The organism is Chryseobacterium formosum (assembly GCF_026460885.1).
Lineage (GTDB): Bacteria > Bacteroidota > Bacteroidia > Flavobacteriales > Weeksellaceae > Chryseobacterium > Chryseobacterium formosus.
In genome coordinates this window covers 31551-47493 of record NZ_JAOVZW010000025.1, presented here as the reverse complement: position 1 = coordinate 47493, position 15943 = coordinate 31551, and the positions used below count along the sequence as shown (strand labels likewise).

19 protein-coding genes and 1 tRNA gene are annotated in these 15943 nt (G+C 31.9%); 7 read left to right on the top strand and 13 right to left on the bottom strand.

Translation table 11 applies throughout. The annotated features are described in order from the left end of the window. Positions 1 to 44: 44 nt before the first annotated feature. From OF897_RS18850 to OF897_RS18830, 5 genes are all read right to left on the bottom strand, one after another. Positions 45 to 536 carry a hypothetical protein gene (locus OF897_RS18850; protein WP_267267218.1) on the bottom strand — a complete coding sequence of 164 codons (492 nt, stop codon included), beginning with the start codon at positions 534 to 536 and terminating at the stop codon, positions 45 to 47. A gap of 212 nt (positions 537 to 748) precedes the next feature. Beyond that, the gene (locus OF897_RS18845) at positions 749 to 1186 is read right to left on the bottom strand and encodes a hypothetical protein (protein ID WP_267267217.1); all 438 of its coding nucleotides are present in this window, start codon (positions 1184 to 1186) and stop codon (positions 749 to 751) included. Between the two features lie 18 nt (positions 1187 to 1204). Beyond that, positions 1205 to 1858 carry a DUF6705 family protein gene (locus OF897_RS18840; protein ID WP_267267216.1) on the bottom strand — a complete coding sequence of 218 codons (654 nt, stop codon included), beginning with the start codon at positions 1856 to 1858 and terminating at the stop codon, positions 1205 to 1207. A gap of 10 nt (positions 1859 to 1868) precedes the next feature. Continuing rightward, a complete protein-coding gene (locus OF897_RS18835; RefSeq protein ID WP_267267215.1) occupies positions 1869 to 3200 on the bottom strand; it encodes a hypothetical protein in 1332 nt (443 codons plus the stop codon). Then, complete coding sequence (locus tag OF897_RS18830) at positions 3163 to 3486, bottom strand: hypothetical protein (RefSeq protein ID WP_267267214.1); 324 nt, start codon at positions 3484 to 3486, stop codon at positions 3163 to 3165. Before OF897_RS18830 ends, OF897_RS18835 begins: the two co-directional genes overlap by 38 nt. A 111-nt stretch (positions 3487 to 3597) precedes the next feature. Between OF897_RS18830 and OF897_RS18825 the strand changes: the two genes are divergently transcribed. Further along, positions 3598 to 3972 carry a helix-turn-helix domain-containing protein gene (locus OF897_RS18825; protein WP_267267213.1) on the top strand — a complete coding sequence of 125 codons (375 nt, stop codon included), beginning with the start codon at positions 3598 to 3600 and terminating at the stop codon, positions 3970 to 3972. Positions 3973 to 4054: 82 nt separating this feature from the next. Here OF897_RS18825 and OF897_RS18820 read toward each other — a convergent pair whose 3' ends face one another. Beyond that, on the bottom strand, positions 4055 to 4318 hold the full coding sequence (locus OF897_RS18820; RefSeq protein WP_267267212.1) for a hypothetical protein: 264 nt from the start codon (positions 4316 to 4318) through the stop codon (positions 4055 to 4057). Positions 4319 to 4548: 230 nt separating this feature from the next. Here OF897_RS18820 and OF897_RS18815 point away from each other — a divergent pair, with 230 nt between their 5' ends. From OF897_RS18815 to OF897_RS18800, 4 genes are read left to right on the top strand one after another with little or no spacing between them, the layout of a single operon-like run. Next, positions 4549 to 5007: a GtrA family protein gene (locus OF897_RS18815; RefSeq protein ID WP_267267211.1), complete on the top strand. Its 459-nt coding sequence runs from the start codon at positions 4549 to 4551 to the stop codon at positions 5005 to 5007. A gap of 3 nt (positions 5008 to 5010) precedes the next feature. Next, positions 5011 to 5736, top strand: a complete 726-nt coding sequence (locus tag OF897_RS18810) for a lysophospholipid acyltransferase family protein (RefSeq protein ID WP_267267210.1) — start codon at positions 5011 to 5013, stop codon at positions 5734 to 5736. 48 nt (positions 5737 to 5784) lie between these two features. Next, positions 5785 to 7227, top strand: coding sequence for a sugar MFS transporter (locus OF897_RS18805; protein WP_267267209.1), 1443 nt, complete (start codon positions 5785 to 5787; stop codon positions 7225 to 7227). Continuing rightward, a complete protein-coding gene (locus OF897_RS18800) occupies positions 7217 to 8293 on the top strand; it encodes a DUF3810 domain-containing protein (protein WP_267267208.1) in 1077 nt (358 codons plus the stop codon). The genes OF897_RS18805 and OF897_RS18800 overlap by 11 nt, the downstream gene beginning before the upstream one ends. Before the next feature lie 549 nt (positions 8294 to 8842). Here the strand turns inward: OF897_RS18800 and OF897_RS18795 are convergent. The 7 genes from OF897_RS18795 to greA form a co-directional block, all read right to left on the bottom strand. Continuing rightward, a tRNA-Met gene (locus tag OF897_RS18795) sits at positions 8843 to 8916 on the bottom strand. A gap of 44 nt (positions 8917 to 8960) precedes the next feature. Further along, entirely contained in the window at positions 8961 to 10247 is a 1287-nt protein-coding gene (locus OF897_RS18790) for a peroxiredoxin family protein (RefSeq protein WP_267267207.1), read from the bottom strand. Between the two features lie 143 nt (positions 10248 to 10390). Beyond that, the gene (locus OF897_RS18785; RefSeq protein ID WP_267267206.1) at positions 10391 to 10603 is read right to left on the bottom strand and encodes a signal peptidase; all 213 of its coding nucleotides are present in this window, start codon (positions 10601 to 10603) and stop codon (positions 10391 to 10393) included. 8 nt (positions 10604 to 10611) lie between these two features. Beyond that, complete coding sequence (locus OF897_RS18780) at positions 10612 to 12642, bottom strand: T9SS type A sorting domain-containing protein (protein ID WP_267267205.1); 2031 nt, start codon at positions 12640 to 12642, stop codon at positions 10612 to 10614. 72 nt (positions 12643 to 12714) lie between these two features. Further along, positions 12715 to 13902: an ATP-dependent Clp protease ATP-binding subunit ClpX gene (gene clpX, locus OF897_RS18775; protein ID WP_267267204.1), complete on the bottom strand. Its 1188-nt coding sequence runs from the start codon at positions 13900 to 13902 to the stop codon at positions 12715 to 12717. 66 nt (positions 13903 to 13968) lie between these two features. Continuing rightward, on the bottom strand, positions 13969 to 14358 hold the full coding sequence (locus OF897_RS18770) for an HIT family protein (protein ID WP_267267203.1): 390 nt from the start codon (positions 14356 to 14358) through the stop codon (positions 13969 to 13971). 30 nt (positions 14359 to 14388) lie between these two features. After that, entirely contained in the window at positions 14389 to 14859 is a 471-nt protein-coding gene (greA, locus tag OF897_RS18765; protein WP_267267202.1) for a transcription elongation factor GreA, read from the bottom strand. Positions 14860 to 14966: 107 nt separating this feature from the next. Here greA and OF897_RS18760 point away from each other — a divergent pair, with 107 nt between their 5' ends. Together OF897_RS18760 and dtd are read left to right on the top strand one after the other, a co-directional pair. Next, on the top strand, positions 14967 to 15425 hold the full coding sequence (locus OF897_RS18760; RefSeq protein ID WP_267267201.1) for a hypothetical protein: 459 nt from the start codon (positions 14967 to 14969) through the stop codon (positions 15423 to 15425). Next, positions 15425 to 15874, top strand: a complete 450-nt coding sequence (gene dtd, locus OF897_RS18755) for a D-aminoacyl-tRNA deacylase (protein WP_267267200.1) — start codon at positions 15425 to 15427, stop codon at positions 15872 to 15874. Before OF897_RS18760 ends, dtd begins: the two co-directional genes overlap by 1 nt. The last annotated feature ends 69 nt before the right edge of the window (positions 15875 to 15943 follow it).

Here is a 15943-nt window from a genome sequence, read left to right as displayed (position 1 = left end):
AAAACAAACCGCAGAAAATTTCTGCGGTTTTAGTAAATACTAGTTTAATTATGTGTATCGTATTGAGCTTTGTAGAAGCTTAAAATATTACCAGATAAACTTATTTTTAAAGTGTCATGTGTTTGCATTCCCTCTTTTGTATAATCTTGTAGAATATATTCCTCATGCAATTCTTTATTTAATAGTCTTTTGTAATCACTATCTGATATTTCTATCTTAAACTGAAGTCGATAGAAATACAAATCATTTTCATACTTATGACTTTTAAATGAAATACTATCATTTAGAATAATTTTTTCTTTTTTTAATATCTCTTTTGCTTCATTACTTGTAAAAGACTGCTTAGGAGTGTTTTTATTCAACAACAGAAATACTGCAAATACTATAAAAAATAAAAATATACCAAGAAAAAAGTAACCAACAGTTTTATCACCTTTAATAAATCTATCAACAGATATTCCCAGAATTATTATAAAAAAAATCCCTATCAGTAGTAATACAATTACTATTATTATAAAAATAACTACAAATAACATTTATTTCTTCAGGATTTTCTTTTATGAATTAATTTTCTTTTTGATTAGAGTGTACAAGCACAATCTTTTCAAAATAATTTTGAGAAAAACAATATGCGTAAGTGATAAATAAAAACATTTTAACATACCAACCAATTTGTTTTATTTGGCGAAAAATTCATTTGTAATTTCTCCTTTATCGTTAAATTGATACAATCGGTTTTTCTTTTTTACTAATTTTTTTGAGGAAAAATGTAGCTTATATTCTGCGAGAATAATCCGAGTTGTGATTGTGCTAAATACATCAAATTATTGTAATTCTCTGTATCTTTTCGATTGATCAATTCAGGTGGATAGTTGCTTGATATAATTAATGTGTCTTTGTTTTTTAGTCTTATGGTATCATAGAGTAATTTGGGCATAAAATACATTGTATTTTTTCTAATTTTCCATGTACCATACGAACAATTGTCTCCAAGCAAATGAGAATAGCAACCATATAGATAAGTATTATTAGATTTTAGATCTAAAATACATTTGCTATAGTTGTCACTTCGGCTATATTCCCCAACTATTTCTTTAGCATTCGTACATGAAATGATTATCAGAAGATATAATGTTATCACAACATTAATCAATTTCCTCAGATTGGCATTTTTTTGATTAGTCATGTAAAAGCAATTAATATTTTATGGAACTTTTTTCATCACTACCATATTAGGAATGCTAAACTTTGGTAATCCATTGTATGCAGGATTATTATGTGCGTCACCCATATGTCCAGTTATGCTTTTTAAATATAATTTAAATTTAATTCTTTCCGGTTGTTTTGGCAATGGTGGCATTTTTTCAATAATACAATCAGGTCTGAAATTTATTCCTCCCTCAAGTCGAACGCCCAAATTAGCAATCGTAGGCCAATCTACCTGTACGGTTACTCTTCCATAATCTGTCATATATCCCTCAAGTTTTTCTCCATCATTAGTACTAAGAGTTGGCATATTAGTAACAGGAGAAGTATATACAAGATTCCCATTTACATATTTTTTATAACTTATAGCAATACCATCCTCATAAAAATTCAATTTAATGTTTGGCATATTTGTATGGTGCTTTATTATTTTAGCCAAAATAATCTGAAATTTTTCATTACCATTTACATATTCCCAAGTTCCCGTAAAATTGTCAAGATAATTATGTATATCTTTATAGTAATATTGTCCTGTATTTTTAAATCCTTGAGGTAAAATACCATTATTCTCACCTCTTACAATAATAGTTTGGCTTTTACAATTAAACGTATTAAGAATGATTAATAAAAATAATTTTATACTGTTTTTCATAAAGTTTTTTTTAAAGGTTGCACGGTATTTCGTTAAAGCTAAAGTTACCATTCCCGTTATCTAAGAGTTCTAGTTTTTTCCAACTTTGATAAGTATCTTTATCTCCTTCATACAAATCAATACCAATATCTTCATCTACAATAAATCTTAAAAATCCTGTGACTAATTCATCGTGTGTAGAATCATGCTGAATATTATATCCATCTTCATCCTGGAACATTTCTTTTAAATAATTTGCTGATTCTCCAGTTTTCAACATATTAGCATATTTTATCACATAAGCTTTAAGTTTTTGCAAATTAGTAATTTTCAATGCAAAAAGTCCCTTATCCGTAATAAGATAAATAACAGCCTTCTTAGGTATAGGATTATAAAAAGTACTTTGAGGAAGCGTTTCTATAATGCCAAATAATGATAGTAAGGCTAGATCGTCAGGAGGAAATATTCCGACATGCGTGGAGTCATTTGCTAAATGATTATGAGCATTACCATAAAGTGAATTTGCCATATCGTTTGATAAACCACTGTAATATGTACTAAAATCAATGGTATTACTATTACTTTGACCAGACCCCATCAATAAATAAGAGATAGGTGTATTAATATTGTCATGCAGTGCAAAACCATACTCTTGTGTTCCGCTGTCCACATTATTCTTAAGTTGATCCATCCTATTTTTAAAATATTGCTTTCCTCCCAAAGATTCCAATTGCTCACAAGGATACTTCTGCTTTGGTCTTGTATCATTCGGCTGTGTAGCCCCACCAACATGACAACCGTTTTCATCGATGATACCTACTTCACCAGGATTATTGGCCACTGTTGTACATTCATCAGGACCATTTCCTGCGGGTCCTCCGCCACCGCCACCGCCAACTCCGGGATCTGTAGGCATTAATGTCTCGTCTACCTGTTCCACACAACTGTAGGTGCTGACAAGATACGGATAAGGTGGAAAACCGGGATTACCTGCATTGTCTACGAAATCACCAACAAATTGACAAGAACCATAAGTAGATTCACCATGTATTCCATCTGAACAACGAGCCCAGTGTACACTATTGCTCCATCCGCATACCATTGTAGATTTTGCAAGTTGACCACCGGAATTGAACGTTCCGTCTGCCAGTTCGGTAATCGTAGTTTTTCCTTTGGTATTTACTGGCTCTCCGTTTCTTACTTTTTCTCTTTCCTGAGGAGTGAGATTGTAGGTTACCAAAAATTCTTTATAACTTCCGTCTGCGGTCGGTATAAGCAAAAGATTTTCCAGAGGTGCAGTTTCCGGGGCATTCTCTCTTTTGATTTTAAAAAGTATAGGTGTGAAAATTTGGGCCGTTCTCAATATAGATCACATCATCGGTATCTATAGAAACTCCGTTGCCGTAATCGATTAACTTTCCGCTTATATTGGTTTTAGAATTTTTAAGACCAGCTTCTGCCTTTTCAATTTCGGTAAGAAGTATACTCTTGTGCTTACTTTCATTCAGCGAAATCCTTTTTGAAGTAAGCTGGAATTTTGAGCTATTGTTGTAAGCTTCCTTTTCCGGAAACTGGTCTGTCCTGCAGGAGTAAGCAGTGATTGCGACCATAAGAATTAGGCAGAGCCTGAGAAATAGATTTTTCTTCATTAATTGTTGTGTTTAAATTTAATTATCTCTGCAATAATAAAATAAATTCTGTAGTGCACAACTTACTTTTACGGAAAAATATTTACTTTTACGAAAAATATTTTCACTATTATGGAAAAGATTATAAAAAAGATTGCTGAAATTCGCAGTAAAAAAGGGTTTTCTTATGAGAATATGGCTCATGATTTAGATCTCAGCACTTCAGCTTACAGAAAGATTGAAACTGGCGAAACAAAACTTACTGTAGAAAGATTAGTTGATATTTCTAAAATTTTAGAAACCCCTTTAGATGAGTTTTTAGAAATAAATTCGCAAAAAAATTTTAATCAAGAAATACGTGAGAATGGAACAGGGTATCAAGCTATTGACAATGATAACATTTATTACGAATATTCAGAAGTTTCAAAAAAATTAATTGATGTTTACGAGCAACAAATTAAAGATTTAAAAGAAGAAGTAGAATATTTGAAATCTAAAATAAAATAATTACATAGAATATTATATACAAAAAAGAGGGCTGATAATTTTTCAGCTCTCTTTTTGAGTACTGTAAATGTAAGTCGTGAAATTAGCTTTTAATTTCAGATTTATTTTGGTTAAACTGTATCAACCAGTCTTCTATCTCTTCTTCAAGATAAGAAGTCTGTACCATCATTGCATTAATGAAGTCATCCGGAACAGGAGTATCGTTTGAATTTTCCAGATTCCAAAGTTCGTCTGACATATTTTCATACTCGGAATACACTCTTTTGAAACGAGTATTTTCTTTTTCTAAAGCTTCAATATTTTGTTGCTGAAGCTGAAATTTTCTGTATTTGTTTTGAGATTTCATACAAATATTTAGATTAATGTGGTTTAAAAAAACTTGAGCAGGTACTTTTCATCAAGCATTACAAGATAGAAAGACCATCAACAGAAAAAGTTGAAAATGAGTTTTTTATCAGGTACAGTTTCTTTCGTTCTGAAAATTAAATTTAGAAATTATTTCAACACGAAAAAAAAAATTAACAACTTTTTTCACTGTTTAACATATAGTTATAAATTTGCGTATTATTAAAATTAATGAGAACACTACTTCTACGCCACAAACAGGTATTACTTTTTATCATTGCAGGCGGACTCAGTGCGATTGTGGAAATCGGGAGTTTCAAAATCTTCAGCACTTATCTTCCACAAGCTATTTCTCAGGAGCAGAACTTTCACGGGATCCATTATCCTCTAAGTAATATTTTATCGACAAGCTGCGGAATCTTATTTAATTATTTCCTGAGCATCTGGTTTGTTTTTGAAAGAGGAAAACATTCCAAGCGAAAAGAGTTTGCTTATTTTATGGTTGTATCTATTATTTCTACCATATTAAGTTTAAGTTTCTTCCAAGTTTTTTACAGTTTTATATTTAAAGATAATATTGATTTAATTTTTTATACCTTGAGTCCGGAAATGATCAGCAAGATTGCCGCAATTTTATTGGTTTCCATTCTTAATTATTCGGTAAAGAAAAAAGTAATATTTAACGGTTGATTTGTGACTACAATTTTAAATTACCTCTGGAGATTCTGGCTTTTCATTTTAGCATTTGTTCTGACAATTGTTTTGGGAATACCTGTTTACATTTTGTCTTTTAACAAAAAAAATTACAGATACGCTTATAAACTCATCAGAATCTGGTGCTACGGAATGTTTTTCGGAATGGGGTTACGATACGAACTCATTAATCTCACCGACAAAAAAATCGATAAAAACAGACAGTATGTTGTGATTTCCAATCATACTTCGATTATGGATATTATGCTGCCGTGTATTTTATTTCCAAATCATCCTCTTTGTTATGTTGGAAAAAAAGAATTGGTGAAAATCCCTATTTTCGGAACGGTTTACAAAAGAATCTGTGTGATGGTGGACCGAAAAAGTGCGAGAAGTCGCGCCGATGTCTATAGAAGATGCGCCGAAAAAATGGAAGAAGGCAACAGTATTGTACTTTTTCCGGAAGGTGGAGTGCCGAATGATACTTCAATTGTTTTGGATGAATTTAAAGACGGTGCATTTACACTTTCCTCAAAACACAACTCTCCTATTGCGGTTTTCACTTTTATAGGTTTAAAGGAAATGTTTCCGTTTGATAATTCTAAAGGTTATCCCGGAAAAGTAAAGGTTTTTTTCAACGATATTCTAGAACCGACCAATTATCCAAAAGATTTAAAATTGTCAGCTTTTGAGACAATAAAAAAAACTTTGGCAGAACACAGTTAATCAAAGAAATAATATATATTTGTTGTTAAGATTTTTTTAAAAACAAATATGTCAAACTATTCTAAACAAACTAATTGGGGACAGTTTATCCCACTGGTTACTGTATTCTTTTTCTGGGGATTCGTCGCTGCAAGTAACGACATTCTGATTCCTGTTTTCAAAAAGGCATTTAATTTATCGCAGACCGAAAGTATGTTGGTACAAATATGCTTTTACGTCGCTTATACTGTCGGTTCTTTAATTTACATGGCAGTTTCTAAAGGCTTAAAACAAGATTTAATCAATAAAATTGGTTATAAAAATGGTTTAATAGTTGGTCTTTTGATTTCAGCATCAGGAACTTTACTTTTTTACCCTGCAGCAAATATGCATTCTTTCCCTCTAATGATTTCAGGATTATTTATTGTTGGTTTAGGATTCTCGCTTCAGCAAATTGTGGCTAACCCTTTAGCAATTGAAGTTGGCCCTGCTGAAACAGGTTCTCAGAGACTAACAATGGCAGGAGGAATTAACAATTTAGGAACCACAATCGGACCTCTTATTGTTTCTTTTGCGATTTTCGGATCTGCAACTGCTGCAAGTACTGATATAAGCGTTGAAAGTGTAAAAATTCCTTATCTTATTTTAGGAGCAGCGTTTGTTTTAGTGGCAATTATGTTGAAGTTTTCTTCATTACCTGCAATTACTCCTACGAATGTTGAGAAAATTGAAGATTCAAAACCGGGAGAAAAAACTTCTGCACTTCAGTTTCCACAGCTTATATTGGGAATGATTGCAATTTTCGTTTATGTAGGTGTAGAAGTTTCTACTGCGAGTAATTTACCTGCGTATATGGAAAAAGATTTAGGATTTGAAACTAAAGATGTTGCACCTTACATTTCTCTTTATTGGGCATCGATGATGATTGGTCGTTGGACAGGAGCAGTAGACGCTTTCGATTTTAATGCAGGAATCAAAAAAATATTACGATTTTTAGCACCTTATTTGGCATTTGGAGTTTTCCTTTTGGTAAACGCAATTGCGAAGCATGACCTACAACCGTTTTATGTTTACGGATTAATTATTATTGCAATGATTATCTGTGATATCATAAGTAAAGGAAATCCAGCAAGAATGTTACTTATTTTCTCAGTAGCTGGAATTTTAGCCCTACTTATCGGAATGTCTACAACAGGAATGACTTCCGTTTATGCTTTCACAAGTGTTGGTTTATTCTGTTCTACACTTTGGCCTTGTATTTTTGCTTTGGCAATCAACGGTCTTGGAAAATACACCAATCAAGGTTCTGGTCTTTTGATTATGATGATTATGGGAGGTGGAATTGTAAGTCTTATTCAAGGATATGTAGCAGATTTAACGACAATTCACATGAGTTATACTGTTGGAGTTTTATGTTTTGCTTACCTTGCATTCTATGCAATTCGAGTGAGTGGAATTTTAAAATCCCAAGGAATCGATTTAGACAAAATCTCAAAAGGAAGTGGTCATTAATACTACAAAAACATACAAAAAAAAGAGATTTTGGGCAGGTATTTTACTTGCCCAATTTCTTTCGTTTTATATATTTTCAAAACTGAAATTTGCCGTTTCTTTTTTTGAAAATGTATTTGAACTCCAAAAGAAAGTTCATCAGTTATTATTTGCGTGGATTCCTTTTTCATGTGGAGATTTACTTTACATTTTGTTAGGAATTTTATTGGTCTATTTAATTATTAAACTTATAAAAAAGAAAACCAGAAGCAACGCGTTACTCAGGATATTAGTTGTTTTAAATATCTCTTATTTCATCTATCAGATATTTTGGGGAATGCTTTACTTTCAGACACCAATTATCGCAAAACTCCCAAAGATTGACATTACACTCGAAAAAAGAAAAACTTTAACTTTAGAATACTTAGAAAAAGCTAAAGCAACAAGAAAGTTGGTACAAGAAGATAAAAATGGAGTTTTCGTTATTAAAGATTTGAAATCTATTCAAAAAGAAATTCTCAGTCAACAAAATATACTTCCAAGTTTTATTACTGATAAACAAAGCAACAATATTGATTCCTTTAAACCGAGTTTATTTAAGAATATAATGAGTTTTACAGGGGTTTTGGGATACTACAATCCTTTCACGGCAGAAGCTCAATTTAACGCTGAATTACCGTCTTCTTATTTGCCTTTTACTTTAGCTCATGAAAGTTCTCATCAATTTGGTTTCGCTCGAGAACAGGAAGCTAATTTTATTGGATATTTGATTGGTGTTGATTCTAAGAATTTGGAATTGAAATACAGCACCGAATATTTTACTTTAAAAAGTCTGCTTAATTCAATCGTTTATGAGGATGAAAAGTTTGTAAAAATGGCTTTGGAAAATTATTCTAACGGAATGAAAAGAGACAGATTGAATGAAAGGAAATTCGTAGCAGAACATCAAGGTTATCTTAACGACTTTTTCGGGTTTACCAATAATCTATTTTTGAAAAGCAATCAACAGGAGGGTTCGATTACTTATTCGTACTTTATTGATCTTTTAGTTCGCTATAAAAGCATCAGTAATCCTAAGTCTAAATAAAAAAAAGAACCGTATCAGGCGATACGATTCTAAAAACACAAATGATGAAAAAAAATTTATTACCTTGACTTGTTCCCTCATTCAAGGCACTGTAAAAGTACAACATTTTTTTAAATTTCAAAATCCTACATCATTTTTTATGCAAGTTTTATGAAAATTTTATGATTTGAAACTTTTTGAATTTTCATTTATCTCTAAATATAGATTTACAATTATTCGCTAAATACTATTTATAGGAATTAAATTGTAAAAATATTTCTTAAACAGTAGAATATAATTTAAAAACAATAGGAAGAGGTTGAGATTAAAAACTTTAACCATTTTTAATAAAAAAAACTCCTATCCGAATAGTGAATTATTTTTTTGAAACACCATTTTTTGAGTTTAAAATTAAATTATGCTTCCAAACGAAACATTAAATAATGCAAAAAGAGATTTTAAGTGAAAATTAATGATTGAAAAATCAAATTTGGAATTGGAATTTATCAAAAACTAAACCCAAATACTGGAAATAAAAAAACCACAGAATAAATCTGTGGTTTAAAATTGTAGCGAAGACGGGAATTGAACCCGTGACCTCAGGGTTATGAATCCTGCGCTCTAACCAACTGAGCTACCTCGCCTTTTTGGTGGTGCAAATATAGAAAATATTTATTTACCTCCAAAATTATTTTACCTTTAAATATTCTAAAACATCACCAACATGATTTGGTTTGCTGATTATCTTATTGTTAGCATCCAAAATAAAATATGTAGGAGTTGCATGAATATTGTAAAGTTCAGCAAAAGAACTGTTCCAACCTTTCAATTCTGAATCATTGACCCATGGAAATGCAGCAATTTTGGTTGTATATGCGCTTTTGTCAGTATCCAAAGACAAACCGATTACCTGAACATTCTTAGTTTTTAAATCATTGTATTTAGCCAAAAGTTGAGGTAATTCGTTTTCGCAGTGCGAACAACTTGAAGACCAAAAAACAATTACTTTTTTATCCGCTTTTACATCAGCAATTGATTTCGCAGTGGTGTTTATTGCAGAATTGAATTTATAAGCCGGAAAAACAGCTCCTAAATCAGTATCTGCATTAGATTTAATCGTTGATGCAAGACGATCGTTTATAGTGCACTTTAAATCTTTTGCAAGCTTAAGATATTTTGTCTTAAATTCACTCATATCATACACATCAAAAATGTCGATCAACTCTGACAAAACAGTTTGTCCTCTTGGTGTCTCTACATTCAATTTATCAATTAAAGTATCAACTGAAGCAGCTACATTTGTATTTCCGCCCACATTTAAGTAAGAAACAAGAATTGGTCTTAGTAAAGACGAACTCTCAAGCATATCGCTTGATTTATCGATGAAATTAACAATTTCTTCTTTTGTTACTTTTTTTGCAGGATCATTAGACAAAAACTTATTGTAATTTGTATTATAATAGTAGACAAACGGATGTTTTGCCTGATCAACACCATTTGCTGTACCAGATAATTTCCCTATCTCAGTAATCAAAGCTTTTCCGAATTCTGTATTGTCTTTATAATATTCTTTAATTTGGGCCAACGCAGGTAGAATTAATTCTTTTTTCTGAGAACCTTCTTGGATACTACTCATTACTTCATTAGCTTCATCTTGATAAATTACATTCTGAATTTTATCGGCTTTTGTTTCAAGTTTAATGCTTACGTTTTTATTTTCAGAAATAAAACTCACCGAATTATTAGTTGTCGGAAAATATACTTTCATCATTCCCGAATAGTTTTTGGGATATTTGAAAGTCCAAACATTGTTTTTATTTTTTTCTTTGGTAACAATAATATCTTTTGAACCATTTAAGGTATATAAAATTGCTTCCTTTTCATTAAATCCTGGCTCTGTTTGAATATTAATTGAAAATTGTGCTTGTAAGGAAAATGCGCACAACATTGATGATAGTACAAATATCTTTTTCATATGTAGATATTAAATCTTTTTTAATAGTAATGATCGCATTCTATACATAAAAAACCAAGATTCGGCATTTACAGCGATTTATCATGTAAAAATAAAAAAACTCCCTGACTAATCAGAGAGTTTCAAATATTTTAATATAATTTTTATATTTTTTGAGTCTTGTATTTCTTAGCGAAAAAAGCAATTGTAATTATTGCAATGATTGCTAATACATAAACATGCATATCTATAGGTGAAGCTGGTTTATCACAAGGTTCACCAGGAAAACAGGGTGTACCGGGTGTGTTTTGAGCATTGAATAAACCAAAAACAACTATAAAGAAAACGGGTATTACTTTTTTTATAATAAATTTCATAATTCGTGTTATTTGATTAATATCTTGCCATTAACAATTGAACCTTCATTGCCAACCACTCTTACGATATAAACTCCTTTAATCGTTGAATCTAATTTAATAACGTAATCAGAATTTGTTTTTACTGATTTTTCAGAAATAACCAATTTACCACTTGCATCAAAAACTTCCACAGAGGCTGTCTTCCAAATTGGATCAAATCTCACAATATGATAATCAATATCAGGATTATATGTGATTAATGTTCTTGATTTAGTATTTGTATCAACTGTATTTAAACTACCACTTGTTTGTGGAGTTCCGTAATACAAACCAAAATTTGAATTATTAACAGGTATGATATCACCTTGTTTTATTTGAACAGGTTGCCCTGTGGTACCTACGTTGTAATAAAAACCGGTTCCACTAGACAATAAATGTGTTGCATTAGGAACAAGTACCGTATCGTCTCTCAATTCAAATTTCAAGGAAGCTACGTTTTGACCATATAAATTCAGATCAATTCTTTTTCCAAGATAATTTGTTTCATTAGCTTCATTGATATATAATCTATATGTTGAAGAATAGCTATTATCAATACCTCCAGCTGGAGCTTCTTCAAATGTTTGAATTATTGCGTTTGTAGTAGAAGTAACCGCCTGTACAGAACTTATACTAGGATCGCTTACAAAACCTGTTGTAAACTGAGGAGCTACAACGTAATAAGTCTCACCAAGCTGATTTCCATCTGAATCCAAGGCAATTACACCAAGCTGTTTAATTGCACCAACATTAGTATTTTTTAGCGCTGTAACTGAATAAGGATTCGAAGCCCCTTCAGTTCTTGCGTTAAACCCAAATCTTCTCAAGTTATCAAAACTTAATGTCTGAGAAGCATTATCTCTTAGTTTAACTTTAAAAGTATTTAAAGGTTTTATTACTAAAGTATTGAAATTTCCTGTTGGTTTTTTTGAAGTAGCATCAAAAGTAACCTTTTGAGCTTCCAAATACTGAGAAGTACCTCCTGTACTATTATTCCAAGTAACGTTTTGTGGATCAACAGTAATACCGTAGATATTTGAGATACTATTATTATCATGAGTAGTACCTGCCTCCTGAAAACCAATAAACGTTAAATCTAAATTTGTTAAATAGGGATTTGAGAATTGATATAGATTTCTTGCAAAAGATCCTGATCCAAAACCGACACCATTAAAAGGATCTCCTATATAAGTATTATATCTTTCCTGATAAACGTTTCTATTCGTTCCACCAGCTCCAAATGATGCAGGAACAGCAGAAGCAATTAAATTAATAGGACTAATACCATCAGCATAAGGACGTCCTTTTACAGTTCTGAGAACCTGTGGATCATAACCTCCTGATGTAAGAGCTCCTACTGTATAATATGCTGTTCTATCAGCAGCTGTCGTAGCAGTGCTTAATTGGATTGTAATACCTGCAACACTCGCATTTGGGATTGGAGCTGATGGAATGATTGATCCATCAAATCTCATAAAAGTATTGCTCCATTTCAGAATTTCTTTTCCTGCCCAACGAGTCTCATTGAAAACATTCGCACCAACAGCTCCACCCGCTAATTCGTTACTGAGAGAAGCAAAGGTTTTGTTGAAAAAAGGAACACCAATTTGCTGATATGCCCCATGTCTACTATTAGCATATTCTTTGTCTACAATTGCGGTAATATCATCTTGAGCAAAGCCAGTAATATACAACTGACCATAAGTTGCAGTAGCGGGAGTTCCGGTATTCAGCTTAAGAACAATATTATTCCCATCTACCTTATCGACGGGAAGAGTTGGAGATACCGGATTTGTGATTGTCTTAATAACATCAGAAGAACCTGAAGTCTTCTGAATCATTAAATTACCATACAAATCAATTCTACCATCTCCTTTTGTTTGTAATCCTCCTCCGTTATAAACAAGAGTGCCATTACTTACATACATTCTAGCGGTATTATCTACGTGAAGTAGTATCTGCGCCTGAACAGATAGACTTATCGCTAAAATTCCTAACGTTAATAAATTTTTTTTCATTGTATCTCAGTTTTTGTGTTAGTACAATATTCTGTGCAAAGATAGAATTTTTTTCTAAAAAAAAAGTTAAAATCACTTATTAATCAAAATATTATCTTTTGTCAAAACAATTTCGTCGTGTTCTCCTACTGTAAACATATAATCTTCCAATACTTTTTCAGTTGTACCACGTAAACCTCTGGCTCCTAAACCTTTTTCCATTGTTTCATCTACAATAATCTCTATTGCCTCATCGGTGAATACCAACTTAGTACCGTCCATTTTAAAGAGTTCCACAAATTGATTGATGATAGAGTTTTTAGGTTCTTTCATAATTCTAATCATAGTCTCTTTCGTGAGTTTTTCGAGATAAGTGATGATTGGAAATCTTCCCAAAAGTTCGGGAATTAATCCAAAAGAACGAAGATCAATTGCATTAATATTTGTTAATACATACTCATCCTCATCCACCTTATTGATTTTTTCAGCACTGAAACCTATCGCTTGCTTATTCATTCTTCTTTCAATGATTTCTTTAATACCATCGAACGCTCCACCTGCGATAAACAAAATATTTTGAGTATTTACTTGGATATATTTCTGATCGGGGTGTTTTCTCCCTCCTTGAGGCGGTACATTTACAATACTCCCTTCCAAAAGTTTCAACAAACCTTGCTGAACCCCTTCCCCAGAAACATCTCTTGTAATACTCGGATTATCTGATTTTCTTGCAATTTTATCAATCTCATCAATAAAGACAATTCCTTTTTCTGCTTTTTCCACGTCATAATCTGCAACCATCAAAAGTCTAGACAAAATACTTTCCACATCCTCTCCTACATAACCTGCTTCCGTTAAAATCGTCGCATCAACGATACAGAAAGGAACATTCAATTCTTTGGCAATTGTTTTAGCCAAAAGCGTTTTACCCGTTCCAGTTTCACCAATCATGATGATATTAGATTTCTCAAGCTCTACTTCTCTGTTTTCGTCTTTTGCGTGAAGCAATCTTTTATAATGGTTATAAACAGCAATTGAAAGCTGCTTTTTTGCCTGATCTTGTCCGATAACATAAGAATTTAAAAATTCTTTTATCTCTTTAGGCTTTTTAAGCTCATCAATACTTTCTGCAGGTGAAAATCCCGCAGGATGCACCGTATCTTTTACAATTGTATGAGCCTGCTCGATACAGTTTTCACAAATAAAGCCATTCTGTCCCGAAATCAGCATTTGTACTTCATTTCTTTTCTTACCACAGAAAGAACATTGGTTTGAATTCATTTTGATTATTGATATATGATTAAAGAAAATCGTAAAAAATTTCTTTTTTACGATCCTTTTATTTTGTTAAGAATTAATAATTGAATTTTGAATTTCGGAATATTCTTCCGGAGAAAGCTTCAGTCTTTCGTTTTTAAAATTCATGTCTTCCACTTTATTTAGCGGAATTAAATGGATATGAGCATGAGGAACTTCTAATCCTACAACTGCTACTCCTACTCTGATGCAGGGAATTGCGTTTTTCACTTTTTTAGCCACTTGTTGTGCAAAAGCCCAAAGATTTTTGTACTCTTCGCTTTCCATGTCAAAAATAAGATCGACTTCTTTTTTAGGAATAACTAAAGTGTGTCCCTTTACCAATGGCATTGCATCTAAAAAAGCTATAAAGTTGTCATCCTCAGCAATTTTGTAGGCAGGAATTTCTCCGTTGATAATTTTTGTGAAAATTGAGCTCATATTTCTCTGAAAATTAGATTTAAATTTAGTCTACAAAGTTATATCTAAAACTTCAAATGACAATTTATTTCCGTTGGGAAGAACAATCTCTGCACTATCTCCAATTACTTTTCCTAATAAACCTTTTGCAATAGGTGTATTTACAGAAATTCTACCAGTTTTCAAATCACTCTCATTATCTGGAACCAAAGTGAAAACCTGCTCTTTTTTAGTATCGTTATTTAGAAGTTTTACTGTTGTAAGAATTGAAACTTTAGAGGTATCCAACTGTGTTTCATCAATTACTTTAGAAGTAGTCACCACATCTTTCAGTTTAGAAATTCTCATTTCCAACATTCCCTGTGCTTCTTTAGCGGCATCGTATTCTGCATTTTCAGATAAATCGCCTTTATCTCTTGCTTCTGCAATCTGTTGAGTAATTTTTGGTCTTTCTATTTTCTCCAATTGCTCAAGCTCGGCTTTCATTTTATCCAATCCTTCCTTTGTTACATAGCTTGCCATAATTTTAAATTTTGTTTTATTATAAAAAAATTATCCGACATTTGTCGGACAATGTTTTTGCGGGTTAATCGTTATTGTTTTACAAATATATAAAAATTTATATTCAAATGAAAAAAACTTTCTCAATCGTTTCAATTTTCATCTTATTGACAATCAGTTTTTTAAATATAAATTCTTGCAGTAACCGTGATGATACGGTAAGCTGTTTTCCGACTTCGCCTATTAGTGTTAGTTTAAATCTAAATCTTGCGGCATATAACAATCTGAACTTCGTCGGAGGCTGGATTTACGTTGATGAGCAACAAGCCGGAACACGTGGTTTAATCGTCGTGAGAACAGGAGATAATCCTGCAACATTTAAAGTTTATGATAGAAATGCACCACATATTTGTCCGGACAACAATACAACGCTTGAAGTAAAAGATAATATCAGTATTGTTTGTCCAAAAGATAATGCTACATGGATTTTATTGAGCGGCCAACCAACTACTGTTTCTTCTCTTCCTCCCAAAACTTATTTTTGGAATTATGATGCATCTACTAAGAATTTAAGCTTATATAATTAATGAAAGTTGTTGTACAAAGAGTTTCCGAGGCAAGTGTAAAAGTTGATGGGGAAATAGTTGGAGAAATCAATACAGGCTTTATGCTTTTGGTAGGAATTGATGAAAATGACGAAAAAACAGACGCAGATTGGTTGGTTCAAAAAATAGTAAATCTCAGAGTTTTTGGAGATGAAAATGACAAGCTCAATTTATCGATTAAAGATATTAATGGAGAAATTTTGTGTATCAGTCAATTTACCTTAATTGCAGATTATAAAAAAGGCAACAGACCATCCTTCATTAAAGCCGCAAAACCAGATAAAGCAATTCCCCTTTTTGAATATTTTAAAGAAGAACTTTCAAAATCATATTTGAAGGTTGAAAGTGGCATTTTTGGTGCAGACATGAAAGTTTCATTAATAAATCACGGACCTGTCACTATCGTAATGGATTCAATTACAAAACAATAACAAACCCTACCTGTACAATAATTCTCATTGTCTAATGAATTATCATAGTTCAATAGAGTAAGTCTATAC